Origin of the sequence: Streptomyces sp. NBC_00435, assembly GCF_036014235.1 — a bacterium.
Taxonomy (GTDB): Bacteria; Actinomycetota; Actinomycetes; order Streptomycetales; family Streptomycetaceae; genus Streptomyces.
The window spans coordinates 4174093-4190061 of sequence record NZ_CP107924.1 but is presented as its reverse complement, the minus strand read 5'-3'; the positions used below and the strand labels follow the sequence as shown (position 1 = coordinate 4190061).

The window sequence follows — 15969 nt, the reverse complement described above, 5'->3', positions numbered from 1 at the left end:
GCTGGGGAGCCCACACCATGCAACTCCACGACGTCTGGTTCGTGCTCATCGCCGTCCTGTGGATCGGCTACTTCTTCCTGGAGGGCTTCGACTTCGGAGTCGGCGTACTGACCAAGCTGCTGGCCCGCGACCGCAAGGAGAAGCGGGTCCTGATCAACACGATCGGGCCCGTGTGGGACGGCAACGAGGTCTGGCTCCTCACCGCCGGCGGTGCGACCTTCGCGGCCTTCCCCGAGTGGTACGCCACGCTCTTCTCCGGCTTCTACCTGCCGCTGTTGATCATCCTGATCTGCCTCATCATCCGCGGGGTCTCCTTCGAGTACCGGCACAAGCGGCCCGAGGACAAGTGGCAGACGAACTGGGAACACGCGATCTTCTGGACCTCGCTGATCCCCGCGTTCCTGTGGGGCGTGGCGTTCGCCAACATCGTGCGCGGCGTGAAGATCGACCAGCACAAGGAGTACGTCGGAAGCTTCTTCGACCTGCTCAACGTCTACTCGATCCTCGGTGGCCTGGTCACCCTCACCCTGTTCACCTTCCACGGCGCGGTGTTCACCTCGCTCAAGACGGTCGGTGACATCCGGGACCGCTCGCGCAAGCTGGCCCTGAAGCTCGGGGTGGTGACCGCGGTACTGGCGCTCGCCTTCCTGATCTGGACCCAGGTCTCGCGCGGCGACGGCTGGAGCCTCATCGCGATGGCCGTCGCGGTGCTCGCGCTGGTCGGGGCACTCGGTTTCAACTTCAAGGGCCGGGAGGGCTGGGCGTTCGCCCTGTCGGGGGTCACCATCGCGGCCGCCGTCGCGATGCTCTTCCTGACGCTGTTCCCGAACGTCATGCCCTCCTCGCTGGACTCCGCCTGGAACCTCACGGTCACCAACGCCTCGTCCAGCCCGTACACCCTGAAGATCATGACCTGGTGCGCGGCGGTGGCGACCCCGCTCGTCCTGCTCTACCAGGCGTGGACGTACTGGGTGTTCCGCAAGCGCATCGGCACTCAGCACATCGCCGACGCGCACTGAGCCCGATCCGTCTGTCCGGCCCCGCCTGATCCTGCCTGGGGGATGTTTCACGTGAAACCGATCGACCCGCGCCTGCTTCGGTACGCCCGTTCCACCCGTCTCTTCCTGGGGGCGGTGGTGGCCCTCGGGCTCGCCGGAGCGGGGTTGGTCGTCGGCCAGGCGATGCTCATCGCCGAGATCGTCGTCGGGGCCTTCGAGGACGGACTGGACGGCGGGGCCCTGCGGAGCCCCCTGCTGCTGCTCGCCGCGGTGGCGCTGGGCCGGGGCCTGGTCGCGTGGCTGACGGAGCTGGCCGCGCACCGGGCCAGCGCGGCGGTCAAGTCCGAACTGCGGGGCCGGCTCCTGGAACGGGCCGCGGACCTCGGACCGGGCTGGCTGAGCGGTCAGCGGACGGGATCCCTGGTGGCCCTGGCCACACGGGGAGTGGACGCGCTCGACGACTACTTCTCGCGCTACCTGCCCCAGCTGGGGCTGGCAGTCGTCGTCCCCGTGGCGGTACTCGCCCGGATCGTCACCGAGGACTGGGTATCGGCGGCCATCATCGTGGTCACCCTCCCGCTGATCCCGCTGTTCATGATTCTGATCGGCATGGCCACCCAGTCCAGGATGGACCGCCAGTGGCGGCTGCTCTCCCGGCTGTCGGGGCACTTCCTGGACGTGGTGGCGGGCCTGCCGACCCTCAAGGTCTTCGGACGGGCCAAGGCGCAGGCGGAGTCCATCCGCAAGATCACAGATGACTACCGCCAGGCGACCATGCGCACGCTGCGCATCGCGTTCCTGTCGTCCTTCGCCCTCGAGCTGCTCGCGACCCTGTCGGTGGCTCTGGTCGCCGTGACCATCGGCATGCGGCTGGTCCACGGTGATCTGGACCTGTACACCGGGCTGGTCATTCTGGTCCTGGCGCCCGAGGCGTACCTGCCGCTGCGTCAGGTCGGGGCGCAGTACCACGCGGCGGCGGAAGGACTGGCCGCCGCGGAAGAGATCTTCGAAGTGCTGGAGACCCCGGTCCCCGCATCGGGCGGAACGGCCGCGGTGTCCCCCTCGGGCCTACGGATCGAGCTCGACGGGGTGGCGGTCCGGTACGGGGGACGGGGCGAGGACTCCCCCGGCCCGGTCTCGCTGACCGTCGGAGCGGGCGAATGCGTGGCACTCACCGGGCCCAGCGGAGCGGGCAAGTCCACACTGCTTCAGGTACTCCTCGGGTTCGTCACGCCGAGTGCGGGGCGGGTCCGGATCGATGGCGTGGACCTGGCCGCGCTGTCGCCCGAGCAGTGGCGGGAGCGGATCGCGTGGGTGCCGCAGCGGCCGCACCTGTTCGCCGGGACGATCGCGGAGAACGTCCGGCTGGCCCGGCCCGGTGCGGCCGACGAAGAGGTGACCGCCGCGCTGCGGGATGCCGGGGCGTGGGAGTTCGTACGGGATCTGCCGCGGGGCACGGACACCCTGCTGGGCGAGGGAGGGGTCGGACTGTCCGCCGGGCAGAGGCAGCGGCTGGCACTGGCGCGGGCTTTCCTCGCGGACCGGCCGGTGCTGTTGCTGGACGAGCCGACCGCGGCGCTGGACGGCGAGACCGAGGCCGCCGTGGTGGAGGCCGTACGCAGGCTCGCGGTCGGGCGGACGGTACTGCTGGTGGTGCACCGGCCGGCGCTGCTGGCGGTTGCCGACCGGGTCGTGCGCGTAGGGGCCGGCCCCGTGGGGCTCGCCCCCACCGCACCGCTTCCCGCCAACGGATCGGGCGCCCGGGCGGCAGCGGGGTCGCGCGATCCCGGAGAGTGGATTCTCGGGGGCGCCGCCGAGCGGGCGCGCGGGACGGGCGGGGCCGACACGGGCGGCGGCGATCCGCTCAGGCGGGTGCGCCGGGTGGCCAGGGCCTGGCAGGGGCGGTTCAGGCTCGGGCTGCTGCTCGGGGCACTGGCCGTCGGGTGCAGCGTGGGACTGATGGCCGTCTCCGGGTGGCTGATCTCGCGGGCCTCCGAACAGCCGCCCGTGCTCTACCTGATGGTGGCCGTCACCGCGACGCGGGCATTCGGCATGGGCCGGGCCGTCTTCCGGTACGCGGAGCGGCTCGTGTCCCACGACGCCGTCCTGCGGATGCTCGCCGACCTGCGCGTCTCCGTGTTCCAGCGGCTGGAGCGCATCGCACCCGCCGGGCTGCGCGCACACCGGCGCGGCGATCTGCTGACCCGGCTGGTGGCCGACTCCGACGCCCTGCAGGACTACTGGCTGCGCTGGCTGCTGCCCGTCGGCACCGCGCTGCTCGTCGGCACCGGCTCGGTGGCGTTCATGGCCTGGCTGCTGCCCGGGGCCGGGGCCGTGCTCGCCGTCGGGCTGCTCGCCGCCGGGGTCGGGGTACCGCTGCTCAGCGCGGTCTGCGCCCGCCGTACCGAGCGCCGGCTCGCGCCGGCCCGGGGCGAGCTCGCCACTCGTGTGGCCGATCTGCTCACCGGAACCGCGGAGCTCACCGTCGCCGGAGCGCTGGGCGGGCGGAAGGCCGCCGCGAAGGAGAGCGACCGCACGCTGACCGGGATCGCGGCCCGCGCCGCCGCCGTCACGGGGCTCGGCAGCGGGCTGTCCGCCCTCGTGTGCGGACTGACCGTGGTGTGCGCCGCGGCCGTCGGGGCGGACGCCGTCGCCGGGAGCCGGCTGTCCGGGGTCGCGATGGCCGTGGTGGTACTGACCCCGCTCGCCGCGTTCGAGGCCGTCAGCGGGCTTCCGCAGGCCGTCCAGTACCGCCAGCGGGTCCGCCGCAGTGCGGAGCGCGTCTACGAGGTCATCGACGCGCCCGTGCCGGTCACCGAGCCGGAGCGGCCCGGAGCGCTGCCCGCCTCGCCCTTCCCGCTGCGGCTGGCCGGGCTCGCCGCCCGCCACCCCGGTCAGGAGGACGACGCGCTGAGCGGGTTCGACCTGACCCTGGAGGCCGGCCGCCGGATCGCGGTCGTCGGGCACTCGGGTGCCGGCAAGACCACGCTGGCGCAGGTACTGCTGCGCTTCCTGGACCAGCACGAAGGCTCGTACACCCTGGGCGGGACCGACGCGCGCACCCTCCACGGCGACGATGTGCGCCGGGTCGTGGGCCTGTGCGCCCAGGATGCGCACATCTTCGACAGCTCGGTACGGGAGAACCTGCGCCTGGCTCGTCCCGGGGCGAGTGAGGCCCGGCTGCGGGACGCACTCGCCGCGGCCCGGCTGCTGGAGTGGGCCGAGGGGTTGCCGGACGGGCTGGACACGCTGGTCGGCGAGCACGGCGAGCGGATCTCCGGCGGTCAGCGTCAGCGCCTCGCCCTGGCGCGGGCGTTGCTCGCGGACTTCCCGGTGCTGGTCCTGGACGAGCCGGCCGAGCACCTGGACCTGGCGACGGCCGACGCACTGACCGCGGATCTGCTGGCCGCGACCGAGGGCCGCGCCACCGTACTGATCACGCACCGGCTGGCCGGTCTGGAAGCGGTCGACGAGGTGCTCGTACTGGACCGCGGGACGGTGGTACAGCGCGGTGCCTACGCGGAGCTGGCCGCGGCCCCGGGCCCACTGCGCAGGCTTCTGGAGCGGGAGAGGGAAGCGGACGGGACGGTGGCCGGCTTCGCAGGCTCGACTTTCCTCACTAAAGGGGACTAACTAGGCTCAAGGGCATGTCAGCGCAGGAGTCCCAGGAATCGCCCGAGTCACCTTCGGAGCCGTCACCGGAATCGCCCGACCCGCTGGAGGCCGCCGCCGCTGCCACCCGGAGTCTCCAGGGGCTGTCCACCGAGCTCACGGCCAGGGTGCCGCAACTGCTGGAGGCCATGCGGTCGGTCGGTACCGGCCTCGAACTGCACTCCACGCTGGACCGGATCTGCGAGACCGCGGCCGAGCTGGCCGACGCCCGTTACGCGGCCATCGGTGTCGTCGACACGGAGGGCCGGGGGCTCTCGGACTTCGTCACCTTCGGGATCAGCGGCGCGCTGGCGAAGAAGATCGGGCACCGCCCGGACGGGAAGCGCGGCCTGCTCGGGGCGCTGATCTCGCACCCCGACACGGTGCACCTCGCCGACCTGACCAAGGACTCGCGCTCGGCGGGCTTTCCCGCGAACCACCCGCCCATGAAGACCTTCCTCGGGGTCCCGATCCGGGTCCAGGGGGAGATCTTCGGGAACCTCTACCTCGCGGAGAAGAACGGGGGCGGCGAGTTCAACGACTACGACGTCCACATGGTCCGGGTGCTGGCGACGGAGGCGGGCATCGCCATCGGCAACGCCCGCCTCTATGAGGCCGCGACCCAGCGGGAGCGCTGGATCGACGGCTCGGTCGCCGTCACCACCGCCCTGCTGTCGGGCGGGGACGCGGACGACGCGCTCGCGGTCGTCGCCGAACAGGCCCGCCGCCTCGCCGATTCGGCCGCCGGGATCGTGATGCTGCCTGCCGAGGACGGCGGGATGGAGATCGTCGCGGTCTCCGCGGAGAACCCGGCCACCTCGCTCGGCGTCGTCATCCCGGCCGAGAGCCCGGTGGTCGCCAGGCTCCTCGAGGGCGAGCCGGTCTTCGTGGACGATGCCGCCTCGGACCCCCGCATGATCAGCCGTCTGACCAGCCAGTACGGGGCCTGCATGATGCTGCCGCTGCAGAGCGGCGGGCGGGTGCTGGGCGCGCTCGTCACCCCTCGGGCGCGCGGCAAGCGGCCGTTCAGCGAGGCCGAGCGGACCCTGGCGACGCAGTTCGCCTCGCAGGCGGCGCTGGCCCTGATGATGGCGGAGGCACAGCGGGACCGGGAGCGCCTCGCGGTCTTCGAGGACCGCGACCGGATCGCCCGCGACCTGCACGACCTGGTCATCCAGCGGCTGTTCGCCACGGGGATGATGCTGGAGGGGGCCCAGCGCCGGTCCGTCGTGCCGGAGGTCCAGGAGGGCGTCGGCAAGGCCGTGGACGAGCTCGACGTGACCATCCAGGAGATCCGCACCGCGATCTTCGCGCTCCAGCAGGGCCCCGCGGAAGCCCCTTCGGGTCTGCGCACCCGGGTACTGCGGGAGATCAACATGGCGGCCGTGCCGCTGGGCTTCAAGCCCGCGCACCGGTTTCTCGGGCCGATCGACGCGGTCGTCGGCGAGCTCGTCGGCAAGAACCTGATCGCCGCCCTGCGCGAGGCACTGTCGAACGCGTTCCGGCATGCCGAGGCGTCCCGGATCGAGGTGGTCCTCGACTCCACGGTCAGCCTGGCCGACGGGCGGCCCGGAGTCCGGTTGGAGGTGGCCGACGACGGCGTGGGCATCCCCGAGGGCGGGCGCCGCAGCGGGCTGCGGAACCTGCGCCGACGGGCCGAGTCGCTCGGCGGCTCCAGCTCGTACGGCCCCGGCCTCGGCGACGACGGCGGCGGGACCACCCTGGTGTGGGAGGCCCCGCTGTAGCCGTCGCGGTGTCCGCCGGGCGCCCTAGGCGGGCCCTAGGCGGGCGTCCTACGGTTGGGCGTCCTGCGGCTGGGCGCGGGCGGTCCGTTCGGCCAGGATGCGCTCGATGACGAGGGCGACACCGTCCTCGTTGTTGGCGACCGTACGGCCCGACGCGGCCGCGATCACATCCGGATGGGCGTTGCCCATCGCGTACGAGGTGCCGGCCCAGCCGAGCATCTCCACGTCGTTCGGCATGTCACCGAAGGCGACCACCTCCGCCGGGGAGATGCCGCGCTCCTCGCAGCACAGCGCCAGGGTGCTGGCCTTGGAGACACCGGGGCCGCTGATCTCCAGCAGGGAGGTCGGGCTGGAACGGGTGATCGAGGCGTACGCGCCGGCGGCGGAGCGGGCCAGGGCCAGGAACTCGTCCGGAGCCAGCTCGGCGTGGTGCGCGAGCACCTTCAGGACGGGTGCCGAGTCGTCGTCCGTGGCCTCGTGGAGCAGCTTCTCGGCGGTGGCGACGTTGGCGCCCGGGTCCTGGAAGAACGGCGGGTACGCCGGCTCGTAGTTGATGCCGGTGGTCAGCTCCACGGCGAAGGAGGTGCCGGGGGCGGCGGCCCGCAGGGCCTCCACCACCTTGAGCGCCGTGATCCGGGGCAGTGGTCTGACCTGGACGAATTCCCGTCCCGTGGGCTTCGGTTCGATGGCGTGCAGATCGACGACGGCGGCGCCGTTGGCGCAGATCGCCAAGCCGTGGCCTTGGACGTGGTCACTGACCACGCCCATCCAGCGGGCTGGTCGTCCGGTCACGAAGAACACCGCGATGCCTGCCTCCTCGGCGGCGGCGAGTGCGGCGACGGTGCGCTGCGAGACGGATTTGTCGTCGCGCAGCAGGGTGCCGTCGAGGTCGGTGGCGATGAGCCGGGGTGCGGGGGTTGGCCCGTCCGGGCGCTGGGGAGCCGAGGTCACGGCTCCATCTTCGCCCATGACGCCGGTAGCGATGTTTCACGTGAAACATCGCCGCACGGCAGTCAGTGCCTGATGGGCGGATCCGCCCGCGCGGGACGTCACGGGGCTCGAGGCGACGGTCGTAGGCTCTGAGCATGACTCTGCGCCTGAGCACTGTGATCCTTCCCGTCAACCGGTGGCACGAAGGGGGCCGTGAGCGCTGGCAGCGGGCCGAGGAACTGGGTTTCCACGCCGCCTACACCTACGACCACCTGTCCTGGCGGACCTTCCGTAGCGGGCCTTGGTACGGCGCACTGCCGACGCTCACGGCCGCGGCGACGGCCACGGAGCGGCTGCGGCTGGGCACGCTCGTCACCTCACCGAACTTCCGGCACCCGGTGACGCTCGCCAAGGAGCTGATCTCCCTCGACGACATCTCGGGCGGCCGGATCACGCTCGGCATCGGTGCCGGCGGCAACGGCTTCGACGCCAGCGTGCTGGGCCAGGAGCCGTGGACCCCGAGGGAGCGGGCCGACCGGTTCGGGGAGTTCCTGCCACTGCTGGACCGGCTGCTCACGGAGGACTCCGTCTCGCAGCGGGGCGCGTTCTACTCGGCGGAGGAGGCGTTCAACATCCCCGGGTGCGCACAGCGGCCCCGGCTGCCCTTCGCCGTCGCCGCGACCGGCCCGCGCGGCCTGAAGCTGGCCGCACGCTACGGACAGGCGTGGGTGACCACCGGCGATCCGAAGATCTTCGACGAGGGCACTCCGGAGCAGTCGGTGCAGGCTCTCCGCGGCCAGGTCGAGAAGCTCGGCAAGGCGTGCGCGGAAGCCGGCCGGGAGGTGACCGAACTCGACAAGGTCCTGCTCACGGGCTTCACGCCGGACCGGGGGCGCCCGCTGGAGTCCGTCGACGCCTTCGTCGACTTCGCCGGCCGCCACCAGGAGCTCGGGTTCACCGAGCTGGTGATCCACTGGCCGATCCCGGACTCGGACTTCGCCGCCGACCAGAGCGTCTTCGAGCAGATCGCCACCGAGGGCCTCGCCCAGCTCGGCTGAGCGGGCCACCCGGCACCCCACCCCGCCCCCGCCCCCCCACCACTCCGTAGAGCCGTGGCGGTGGCGGTGGCGGGGCGTCGGTGTCAGGACGCGGTGCGCCGCAGCTGTTCCGCGGTGCGTTCGGCGCTCTGCAGCAGCCACTGGGGGGATGCGCCCTCGGGCAGTTCACGGACCTCGTCGGCCAGCGCCGAGACTCGGGCGGCGCCGGCTTCGGGACGCCCCAGCTCGTGCTCGGTCCAGGCGGCGTTGTTCACACACTGGTAGCGGGCTTCCAGATGGTCCGGGCCGAGCTCCGCGTGCAGGGCCGCGGCCCGCTCCCAGAGCCGGATCTCCTCCAGCCGCAGCGCCTCCAGCTCCGCCGCGCCGAGCGGCTCGGCGGGACCGGAGCGCGGGGTCTCCCCCGTTCCCGGCCCTTCTTCCTCGTCCGGCTCTTCCTGCTCCTGGTGGGCGCAGACCCGCCGGTCGAGGATCTGGGCCAGCTGGTTCCAGGTCTCGGCGAGCTCGGCGCGGGCCTCCAGGTCCCCGGGGACATCGGCCAGCACGGCGGTCAGTACCTCGGCCGCCGCTTCCATCCGGGCCCGGGCTCCGGCCACCGCCGCGTTGGTGACCTCCGCACGCAGCCCCAGCCAGGCCAGCGACCGCAGGATCAGCACCTCTGCGATCGGCGCGTCCTTCGAGCGCCTGCGCAGTTCGAGGGCCCGCTCGTAGGCCGCGACCGCCTCCGGCACCAGCTGCGCCTCGGAGAGCTGATCGCCGGCCGCCTGGGCGAAGCCCGCCTGCGGACGCGGATCCTCCCAGCCCTCGGTCACCTCCGCCGCGAGCAGGTACTGCTCCGCCGCACCCCGGGCGTCCCGCAGCTCGCGCAGCAGGTCGCCCAGGAACTCCCGTACGGAAACGGCCTGGCCCTCGCCGTGCCCCAGCAGGTCCGGCAGCGTCGACTGCAGCACCTCGGCCGCCTCGGAGGTGTGGCCCGCGCGGGCGTGGCACCGGGCGAGCAGCAGTCGGGCCTGGGCCCCGCCGTCGGAGGTGAGCCCGGCCTGGTCGAACCAGTGCGCCGCTTCCAGGGCGTGTTCGGAGGCCTCCGCGTCGGTCTCGTCGCGCCGCAGCAGGATGTCGGCGAGGGTGAGCCGTACGACGCCCTGCGCTTCGGCGTCGGTCACCTCGGCGGCGTGCAGCAGCCCCGCCCGGGCCGCCTCCTCCGCCTCCGCGGGGCGGTCCAGCGACATCAGCACGCCGGCCCGCAGCACCAGCGGGTCCACGGCGAGCCACGGCCGGCCCGCCGCGACCGACCGGTCGGCGGACCCGGCGAGCAGAGCCACCGCACGGTCCGGGTCGCCCTGAGACAGGGCGAGCCGGCCGAGCATCTCCTCGGCCTCCGCCGCGACGTCGGGCAGGGCGGACGCGTAGGACTCGGCGAAGGCGCCCAGTTCTGCGGCCAGTTCGCCGTGGCCGTGCCCTTCCTCCTGGCCGTGCCCGTGCTCCCCGGCGGCCTCGACCGAGCGCAGGTACGACTCCACCCGGATCCCGGTCAGTTCCGCGAAGGCGATCCGCCGAGTGCGGAGCGGCTCGTCCGGGTCCAGTGCCTCGGCCGCGCGCAGGGCCACGGACAGCAGCCCGCGCAGCTCCTCCGCCCCGGCCCCGGACTGCGCGGCCACGGTCGCCAGGCGCAGCTCGGACAGGGCGGCCCGCTCCGCGATCCCCAGGTCCTGGTAGCCGTCGCGTACGTCGGCCAGCAGGCGCGCGGCCCCGTCGGACCCGGCCCGCGCGGCCTCCAGTGCCCGGTGATCCGCCACATCGGCGGCGATCAGCGGATCGGCCCCCGCCCCGGGGTGTCGCGCCACCTCGTCCCACAGCGCGTCCGCGCCGGGGTGTCCGAGGTCCCGTGCCGTCCGGGCGCGCTCGACCAGCTCCGCGAAGCTCCCGGCCGAAGTCGAAGCCGAAGCCGAAGCCGAGCCCGCAGCCGCAGCCGAGCCCGGTCGCGAAGCCGCCGTGGGCTCCCCGTGCACGGAGGAGGCCTCCGCCAACGGCAGGGCCGTGCTGCGCACACCCAACGGCAGCGAGCCGAGCAGCTGGGCCCGCCCGATGCGTTCGAGGAGCCGGTCGGAGACGCGCGTGGTGCCGTTGCGCCCGTCGAAGCGCCGGGCGATCGCCAGGGCGTCCTCGCGCAGGATCCCGTGGAGCTCGTCCACCGTGCGCGCGGCACCCCCGTAGGAGACGGACGGGGCCGCCCCGTGGCCGAGTTCGCCGAGGCGGCGCAGCAGCACGAGGATGCCGCCGTAGAACTGCAGCTGTGCCTCGACGTCCACGAGCGGCCCGAGGCGGGTGGCGTGGTCCGCCAGGATCTCCAGTCCGCGGGCCTCGTTGCCGGTCAGCGCGCAGAACTCGATGTGCTCACCGATGGAGCGCAGCAGGCTCTCGTTGCCGCGCGCCATGCGGTAGCCCCGCAGGTGGTGGGAGCGGGCCTCGGCGCCGCGGCCGAGCCGGACCAGAGGGAGCAGGGAGCGTGCGAGGACCCGGTGGGGCTCCTCCAGGCAACTCTGCTTGCCCGCGAGCACGGGCTCCCAGATGCCGACGGCCTTCTCGTCGTCGCCGCGGCCCGCCCAGAACCAGCCCTGGGAGTTGGTCTCGCACGCGTGGCAGTCGCTCATCGGGTCGCGGTCGGCGGACTGCCAGCGGCTGACGGCCCGCTCTGCCCGCTCGTCGTCGCCGGTGGCGTCGGCGAGGTAGAACTCGGACTGGCGCACCGCGCGCTCGGTGTATCCGGCGAGCCGGTAGCGCCGCTCCATGTCCTCCAGCCAGCCGGTGACCGAGGTCAGGGGGATCTCGGGGGAGCTGACGAGCTGACCGGCCACCCATTTGAACCGCCAGAACAGCGAGTGGGCGTCGCCCCCGTCGAAGCCGGCCGGGTCGCGGTCGTACTCCTGGAGCAGCCGGGCGAAGGGGACGACCATGCGGGTCCGCTCGGAGCTGTACTCGTAGGCGTCGATCTGGTTGAGCAGCGCACGCCGGAAGAGGCCCCTGTCCCCGCAGGCCTCGGCAGCGTTGGCCAGTGCCTCCGCCTGCGCGTTGCGCCCGGTTCCGTTGGGGAGGCACTGGTTCTCGTAGAGCGCCTGCCGGACTTCCTCGGCGGTCATCGGGCTCACTTCTGGTCCTCCTGGGTGGCTGCGCTGTCACCGGGGTGGGTCGCCCATTCCAGGAGCCCGAGGAAGGCCCGGTTGAGCAGGGTGGTGTCGGCCGCCCGCAGGGGCCGCTGGGACATCAGCAGCGCCTGGCCGTAGAGCGATTCCACGGCGGTGGCGGTCAGTGCTTCGTCGGGCAGGGTGGCGATCCGGCGGATCAGCGGGTTGTTGTGGTTGAGGACCAGGCGGGCGCGCGGAGCGGAGCCGCGCAGCGAGCCGAGGATTCCGCTCCACAGGGAGTCGGCGCTGTCGAGGGCCGCGGTGCGGTCGCGTTCCTGACGGGCCTGGCGGTCGTCGAGGTAGAGCGCGGGCACGGCGACGGGCTGGAAGGCGCGCAGGACGACGTCGCAGCTCTGGGGTTCCAGCCGGGTGCGGGCGGTGGCCAGGAAGGGGGCCAGGGCCAGTTCGGCGGAGGTGGGTACCGGGTCCAGGCGTTCGGTGACGGCTCCCGCGTCGAGTTCGGTGACCTTGAGTTCCGGTCGTACGGAGGGCAGCAGGGCCAGCAGGTCCGCGTCGTAGGTGTAGCCGGCGTTGATGATTCCGAGGCCGTGGGCCGCCGCGATCGGCGCGATCTGGCGGAACTCCTCCACGGTGCGGGTGAAGTGGATCTCGGAGTGCGCGGCCGCGAACTCCTCCAGGCTCATCGAGCCGTCGCTGGTCTCGAACGGCAGCCAGGGCAGCATCAGGCCGAGCAGCTCGGCGTCGTGCCGGGCCAGCGACTTCACACCGAGGTGGTGGACGCTCAGGAAGGCGGCCAAGCGCTCGGGCTCGCTCGCCGCGAGCTCGGTCAGCCAGGCGCGGACGCGGGCGCCGAGGGCCTCGCGCACGGCGGCCAGGGTCTCGTCGTCGTACAGGTTCTCGCGGGAGGCGGTCGGCCTCAGGGTGTCGGTGTCCAGAACCGCGCGGACGAAGAATGCCCAGTCGGGCAGCAGGTTGTCGGCCTTGTCGGTCAGCAGCATGCCCTTGAGGTGGACGCGGTGTCCGGACCGGTGGGCGGGGCTGGTCGGCTCGGGCAGGACGTACGCGACTCCGCGCACTCCGGCGACGGGCAGGTCGAAGTCGATGGTGTCGAGCGGGGTGAAACCGAAGAGCTGCGCGCAGTGCCCGGCGAGCGCGACGCGGCGGGCCGAGGGGGTGGGGAAGGCCCGGTCCCAGACGGCCGGCCGGTCGGTGACCGGGCGGGGTCCGGAGCCCGAGCCGTCGTCGAAGGTGATGTCGTAGGGGAGCAGGGAGCCGTAGTCGCGGGCCAGTTGCTCGACCTTGGCCGGGACGATCCACTCCTCGGCGCCGGGGCGGGCCTCCAGGACGACGGTCGTACCTGGTTCCGGGCGGGCGTCGGCGGGCAGTTCGCGGACGGTGTACGAGCCGTCGTCCGTGGCCAGCCATTCGACGGGCACGGCCAGGGGGTCGCGGGCGGAGCGGGTGACCACGCGGATCTGTCGGGCGACGACGAAGCAGGCGAGCAGGCCGATGCCGAACTGGCCCAGGAACTCCTGGCGGGTGGTCTCCAGGCCGTGCGTGCCACCGCGTTTGGAGCTGCGGCCGATCGTGGCGAGGAGGGAGTGGGCCTCGGCGGCGGTCAGGCCGATGCCGCTGTCCTCGATGGTGACGCGGTTCCCGGTGGCCGACAGGCGGATGCGGATCTCGGCGTCGGGGTCCAGGGCGTGGCGGGCGGTGACCGCGTCGACCGCGTTCTGGAGCAGCTCGCGGACGTAGACGCGCGGGCTGGAGTAGAGGTGGTGGGAGAGCAGGTCGACCAGGCCGCGCAGATCGACCTGGAAGGTGTTCGGATGGGGCTCTGTGGACGTCATGGGGCGTCACCTCGCGTGCTGGTACGGACTGTTCGGCGACCGCGAGGTACCCCCCTCACAGATCCCGGAGTGAGGAACAGAGTAGGGGGATGATCTGACAATCCCCCTGTGAATTCCGTGCTCGTCATTCCGCTCGCGTTCTCACTGGAACCGTAGGAATTGCGGGGGCACGGAGTCCGCCAGCCAGACCCCGTTGGCGCTGATCCGGAAGACGTGTCCGGCGGCGCGCATCGCCGCCGCGTCCACGCTGAGGACGACCGGCCGGCCGCGCCGTGCGCCGACGCGGGTCGCGGTCTCCCGGTCGGGGGACAGGTGTACGTGGTGGCGGGCCATCGGGCGCAGTCCCTCGGCGCGGATCGCGTCCAGGGCCGCGGCGACGGTGCCGTGGTAGAGGTACGCGGGCGGTTCGGCCTCCGGCAGGTCCAGGTCCACGGGGACGGTGTGTCCCTGGCTGGCGCGGATCCGGTTGCCGTCGACCGCGAACCGTTGTTTGTCGTTGGTGGCGACCACGTGGTCGAGCTCGGCCCGGCTGATGGGGAAACCGTGGTCGGCCGCCGCGCTCAGAAGGTCGTCCATCTCCACCCAGCCCTGTGGATCGAGCACCAGTCCGATGCGTTCCGGCTGATGGCGGAGGTGTTTCGAGACGTATTTGGACACCTTGACGGTGCGTTTGTCATCCATTCGCCCAGCGTGCAGGGTCGGCCGGGTCCGGCGCAGCGATTTTTCGCCCTTCCCTCGAACCTGGACTCCCTCTATCGCGTTTCCAAGATACGGAATACATTTTCCGCTGAACTGCCACTCAAGGGGAAGAAAAGTATGACAAATAGTTCGTCTTTGTCGCGGCGCGCGGTCGCCGAACTGATAGGCACCGCCGCCCTCCTCGTGGTCGTCATCGGATCCGGAATCCAGGCCGCAGCGCTCACCGCTGACACGGCCGTTGCCCTCACCGCCAACTCGCTCGCATCCGCCATCGGCCTCGGGCTGATCATCACGCTCTTCGGGCCGCTCTCGGGCGCCCACCTCAACCCGGTCGTCACCCTCACCTCCTGGTGGGGCCGGCGCACCGGAGGTGAGGGGCTCGACGGTCGCGAGGCCCTCGTCTACGCCGCGGCCCAGACCGCCGGGGCGATCGCTGGCGCCGTCCTCGCGGAGACGATGTTCGGCCGTGTCCCGGGCGTCTTCTCCACCCGGATCCGCGACGGCGGACACCTGCTCGTCGGAGAGGTCGTGGCCACCGCCGGACTGGTCCTGGTGATCCAGGGCCTCGGCCGCATCGGCCGTCCCAAGCTGATCCCGGCCGCGGTCGCGGCCTACATCGCCGCCGCGATCTGGTTCACCTCCTCCGGCTCCTTCGCGAACCCGGCCGGCACCATCGGCCGCAGCTTCAGCGACTCCTTCACCGGCATCGCCCCACAGTCGCTGCCGGGGTTCGTCGCCGCCCAGCTGGTCGGCGGGATCCTCGGCCTGGTCCTCGCGGCCGTGCTCTACGGAAACCCCCGCTCGACCGCGGCCGACACCGTCGGCCCGGTGGCCGAAAGCAGCACCACCGAACCGGTGTACCAGACCGTCAGCTGACCCGCCGGCATGGTTCCCCACAGGGAGGTCGGAGTTGTCCACAGCCCTTTGCGCCGGTTTCGGCGGCAAAAGAGTGATCCGACCTGTGGACTACTGATCGAGCACTACCGGCCTCCACGACTCGCCAGATCGTTCATCGTCCGGGCCTGGAGCTCCCGCTCCGTGGCGGCCCGGACGAACTCCGCCACATGGTCGGCACCCACCAGCTCCTGCACCGCCCGCACAGTCTCGGCGGGCAGCGCCACCGGGGCCGGGCCGGACGGCTGCGGAGTTCCGACCGCCCCCAGGTGCCGCTGCAGGTGCCGCGTGGCGAAGAGTCGCATCGCCCGCGCCAGCTCCGCGTCCACCGTCTGCTGCGCCAGCGGACGCAGCCTTCGTACCATCGTCGCCGCCTCGGCCGCGTCGGAGTCGGTCGGGGGAACGGCCCCCAGGTAGCGGGCGAAGACGTGCTCCGTGGTGAACTCCAGGAAGCGCGAAGCGATGTACTCCACCTGGCCGCGCAACTCCCGCAGATGACCGGTGATCGCGGGCAGCGGGACGCCGGCGGCATACAGTTCGGCGGCCACCGCCAGCTCCTGCGGGGACGGTACGAGGAACTGGTCCGGGCGGCCGGGGATCCGCTCCAGCACACCCAGCTCACACGCCTCACCGACCGCGTCGTCGTCCGGCTTGCCGCCGAACCGGTCGTTCAGCTCGTCCCGGGTGATGCGGGCCGCTTCCTCGTCCGTCCACGGCCCGTGCACCTCGGCGACCAGCCCGAGGACACCGCCGAGCCCGCGGCCCGCGTCCCAGGCCTCCAGCAGTTCCTTGATGGAGGCCAGGGTGTAACCGCGGTCCAGCAGGTCGGCTATCTGGCGCAGCCGCGCCAGATGCGTGTCCCGGTAGACATTGGAACGGCCTCGCCGCTCCGGCTTCGGCAGCAGACCGCGGTCCTGGTACGCCCGGATCGTGCGGACCGTCGCACCGCTGTGGTGCGCCAGATCCTCGATCCGGTACTCGGCTACTGCCTGATCGGACAATCC

Annotated in this window: 10 protein-coding genes; 5 read left to right on the top strand and 5 right to left on the bottom strand. The window is 72.4% G+C overall.

Going from position 1 to position 15969, the window contains the following annotated elements; translation table 11 throughout:
• Positions 1-17: 17 nt before the first annotated feature.
• Genes cydB through OG389_RS19185 form a run of 3 tightly spaced genes read left to right on the top strand, consistent with a single transcriptional unit; the run spans position 18 to position 6394 of the window.
• Positions 18-1019, top strand: coding sequence for a cytochrome d ubiquinol oxidase subunit II (gene cydB, locus OG389_RS19195; RefSeq protein ID WP_328299699.1), 1002 nt, complete (start codon positions 18-20; stop codon positions 1017-1019).
• Positions 1020-1070: 51 nt separating this feature from the next.
• Positions 1071-4631 carry a thiol reductant ABC exporter subunit CydD gene (gene cydD / locus OG389_RS19190; protein ID WP_328299698.1) on the top strand — a complete coding sequence of 1187 codons (3561 nt, stop codon included), beginning with the start codon at positions 1071-1073 and terminating at the stop codon, positions 4629-4631.
• Between the two features lie 14 nt (positions 4632-4645).
• Positions 4646-6394: a sensor histidine kinase gene (locus tag OG389_RS19185; protein WP_328299697.1), complete on the top strand. Its 1749-nt coding sequence runs from the start codon at positions 4646-4648 to the stop codon at positions 6392-6394.
• A 48-nt stretch (positions 6395-6442) separates the two neighbouring features.
• Here the strand turns inward: OG389_RS19185 and OG389_RS19180 are convergent, their stop codons facing one another.
• A complete protein-coding gene (locus tag OG389_RS19180) occupies positions 6443-7363 on the bottom strand; it encodes a Cof-type HAD-IIB family hydrolase (protein ID WP_328299696.1) in 921 nt (306 codons plus the stop codon).
• A gap of 116 nt (positions 7364-7479) precedes the next feature.
• Here OG389_RS19180 and OG389_RS19175 point away from each other — a divergent pair, with 116 nt between their 5' ends.
• Positions 7480-8382, top strand: a complete 903-nt coding sequence (locus OG389_RS19175; protein ID WP_328299695.1) for an LLM class flavin-dependent oxidoreductase — start codon at positions 7480-7482, stop codon at positions 8380-8382.
• 83 nt (positions 8383-8465) lie between these two features.
• Here the strand turns inward: OG389_RS19175 and OG389_RS19170 are convergent, their stop codons facing one another.
• The 3 genes from OG389_RS19170 to OG389_RS19160 all read right to left on the bottom strand — a co-directional run bounded on the left by OG389_RS19170 (position 8466) and on the right by OG389_RS19160 (position 14053).
• The gene (locus OG389_RS19170) at positions 8466-11525 is read right to left on the bottom strand and encodes a tetratricopeptide repeat protein (RefSeq protein ID WP_328299694.1); all 3060 of its coding nucleotides are present in this window, start codon (positions 11523-11525) and stop codon (positions 8466-8468) included.
• Positions 11522-13372 carry an HSP90 family protein gene (locus OG389_RS19165; RefSeq protein WP_328299693.1) on the bottom strand — a complete coding sequence of 617 codons (1851 nt, stop codon included), beginning with the start codon at positions 13370-13372 and terminating at the stop codon, positions 11522-11524. The genes OG389_RS19170 and OG389_RS19165 overlap by 4 nt, the downstream gene beginning before the upstream one ends.
• A 141-nt stretch (positions 13373-13513) precedes the next feature.
• Complete coding sequence (locus tag OG389_RS19160; protein ID WP_328299692.1) at positions 13514-14053, bottom strand: RNA 2'-phosphotransferase; 540 nt, start codon at positions 14051-14053, stop codon at positions 13514-13516.
• 135 nt (positions 14054-14188) lie between these two features.
• On the opposite strand from OG389_RS19160, the gene OG389_RS19155 reads away from it, so the two are divergent.
• Positions 14189-14947 carry an aquaporin gene (locus OG389_RS19155; RefSeq protein WP_328299691.1) on the top strand — a complete coding sequence of 253 codons (759 nt, stop codon included), beginning with the start codon at positions 14189-14191 and terminating at the stop codon, positions 14945-14947.
• Between the two features lie 104 nt (positions 14948-15051).
• Here OG389_RS19155 and OG389_RS19150 read toward each other — a convergent pair whose 3' ends face one another.
• Positions 15052-15966, bottom strand: a complete 915-nt coding sequence (locus tag OG389_RS19150) for a MerR family transcriptional regulator (RefSeq protein WP_328299690.1) — start codon at positions 15964-15966, stop codon at positions 15052-15054.
• Positions 15967-15969: the final 3 nt, after the last annotated feature.

Bases quoted from the DNA above. Each gene is read 5' to 3' on its own strand.
- OG389_RS19180 (WP_328299696.1), bottom strand. From the start codon at position 7,363: ATGGGCGAAGATGGAGCCGTGACCTCGGCTCCCCAGCGCCCGGACGGG.
- OG389_RS19185 (WP_328299697.1), top strand. From the start codon at position 4,646: ATGTCAGCGCAGGAGTCCCAGGAATCGCCCGAGTCACCTTCGGAGCCG.
- OG389_RS19155 (WP_328299691.1), top strand. From the start codon at position 14,189: ATGACAAATAGTTCGTCTTTGTCGCGGCGCGCGGTCGCCGAACTGATA.
- cydB (WP_328299699.1), top strand. From the start codon at position 18: ATGCAACTCCACGACGTCTGGTTCGTGCTCATCGCCGTCCTGTGGATC.
- OG389_RS19165 (WP_328299693.1), bottom strand. From the start codon at position 13,372: ATGACGTCCACAGAGCCCCATCCGAACACCTTCCAGGTCGATCTGCGC.
- OG389_RS19160 (WP_328299692.1), bottom strand. From the start codon at position 14,053: ATGGATGACAAACGCACCGTCAAGGTGTCCAAATACGTCTCGAAACAC.
- OG389_RS19175 (WP_328299695.1), top strand. From the start codon at position 7,480: ATGACTCTGCGCCTGAGCACTGTGATCCTTCCCGTCAACCGGTGGCAC.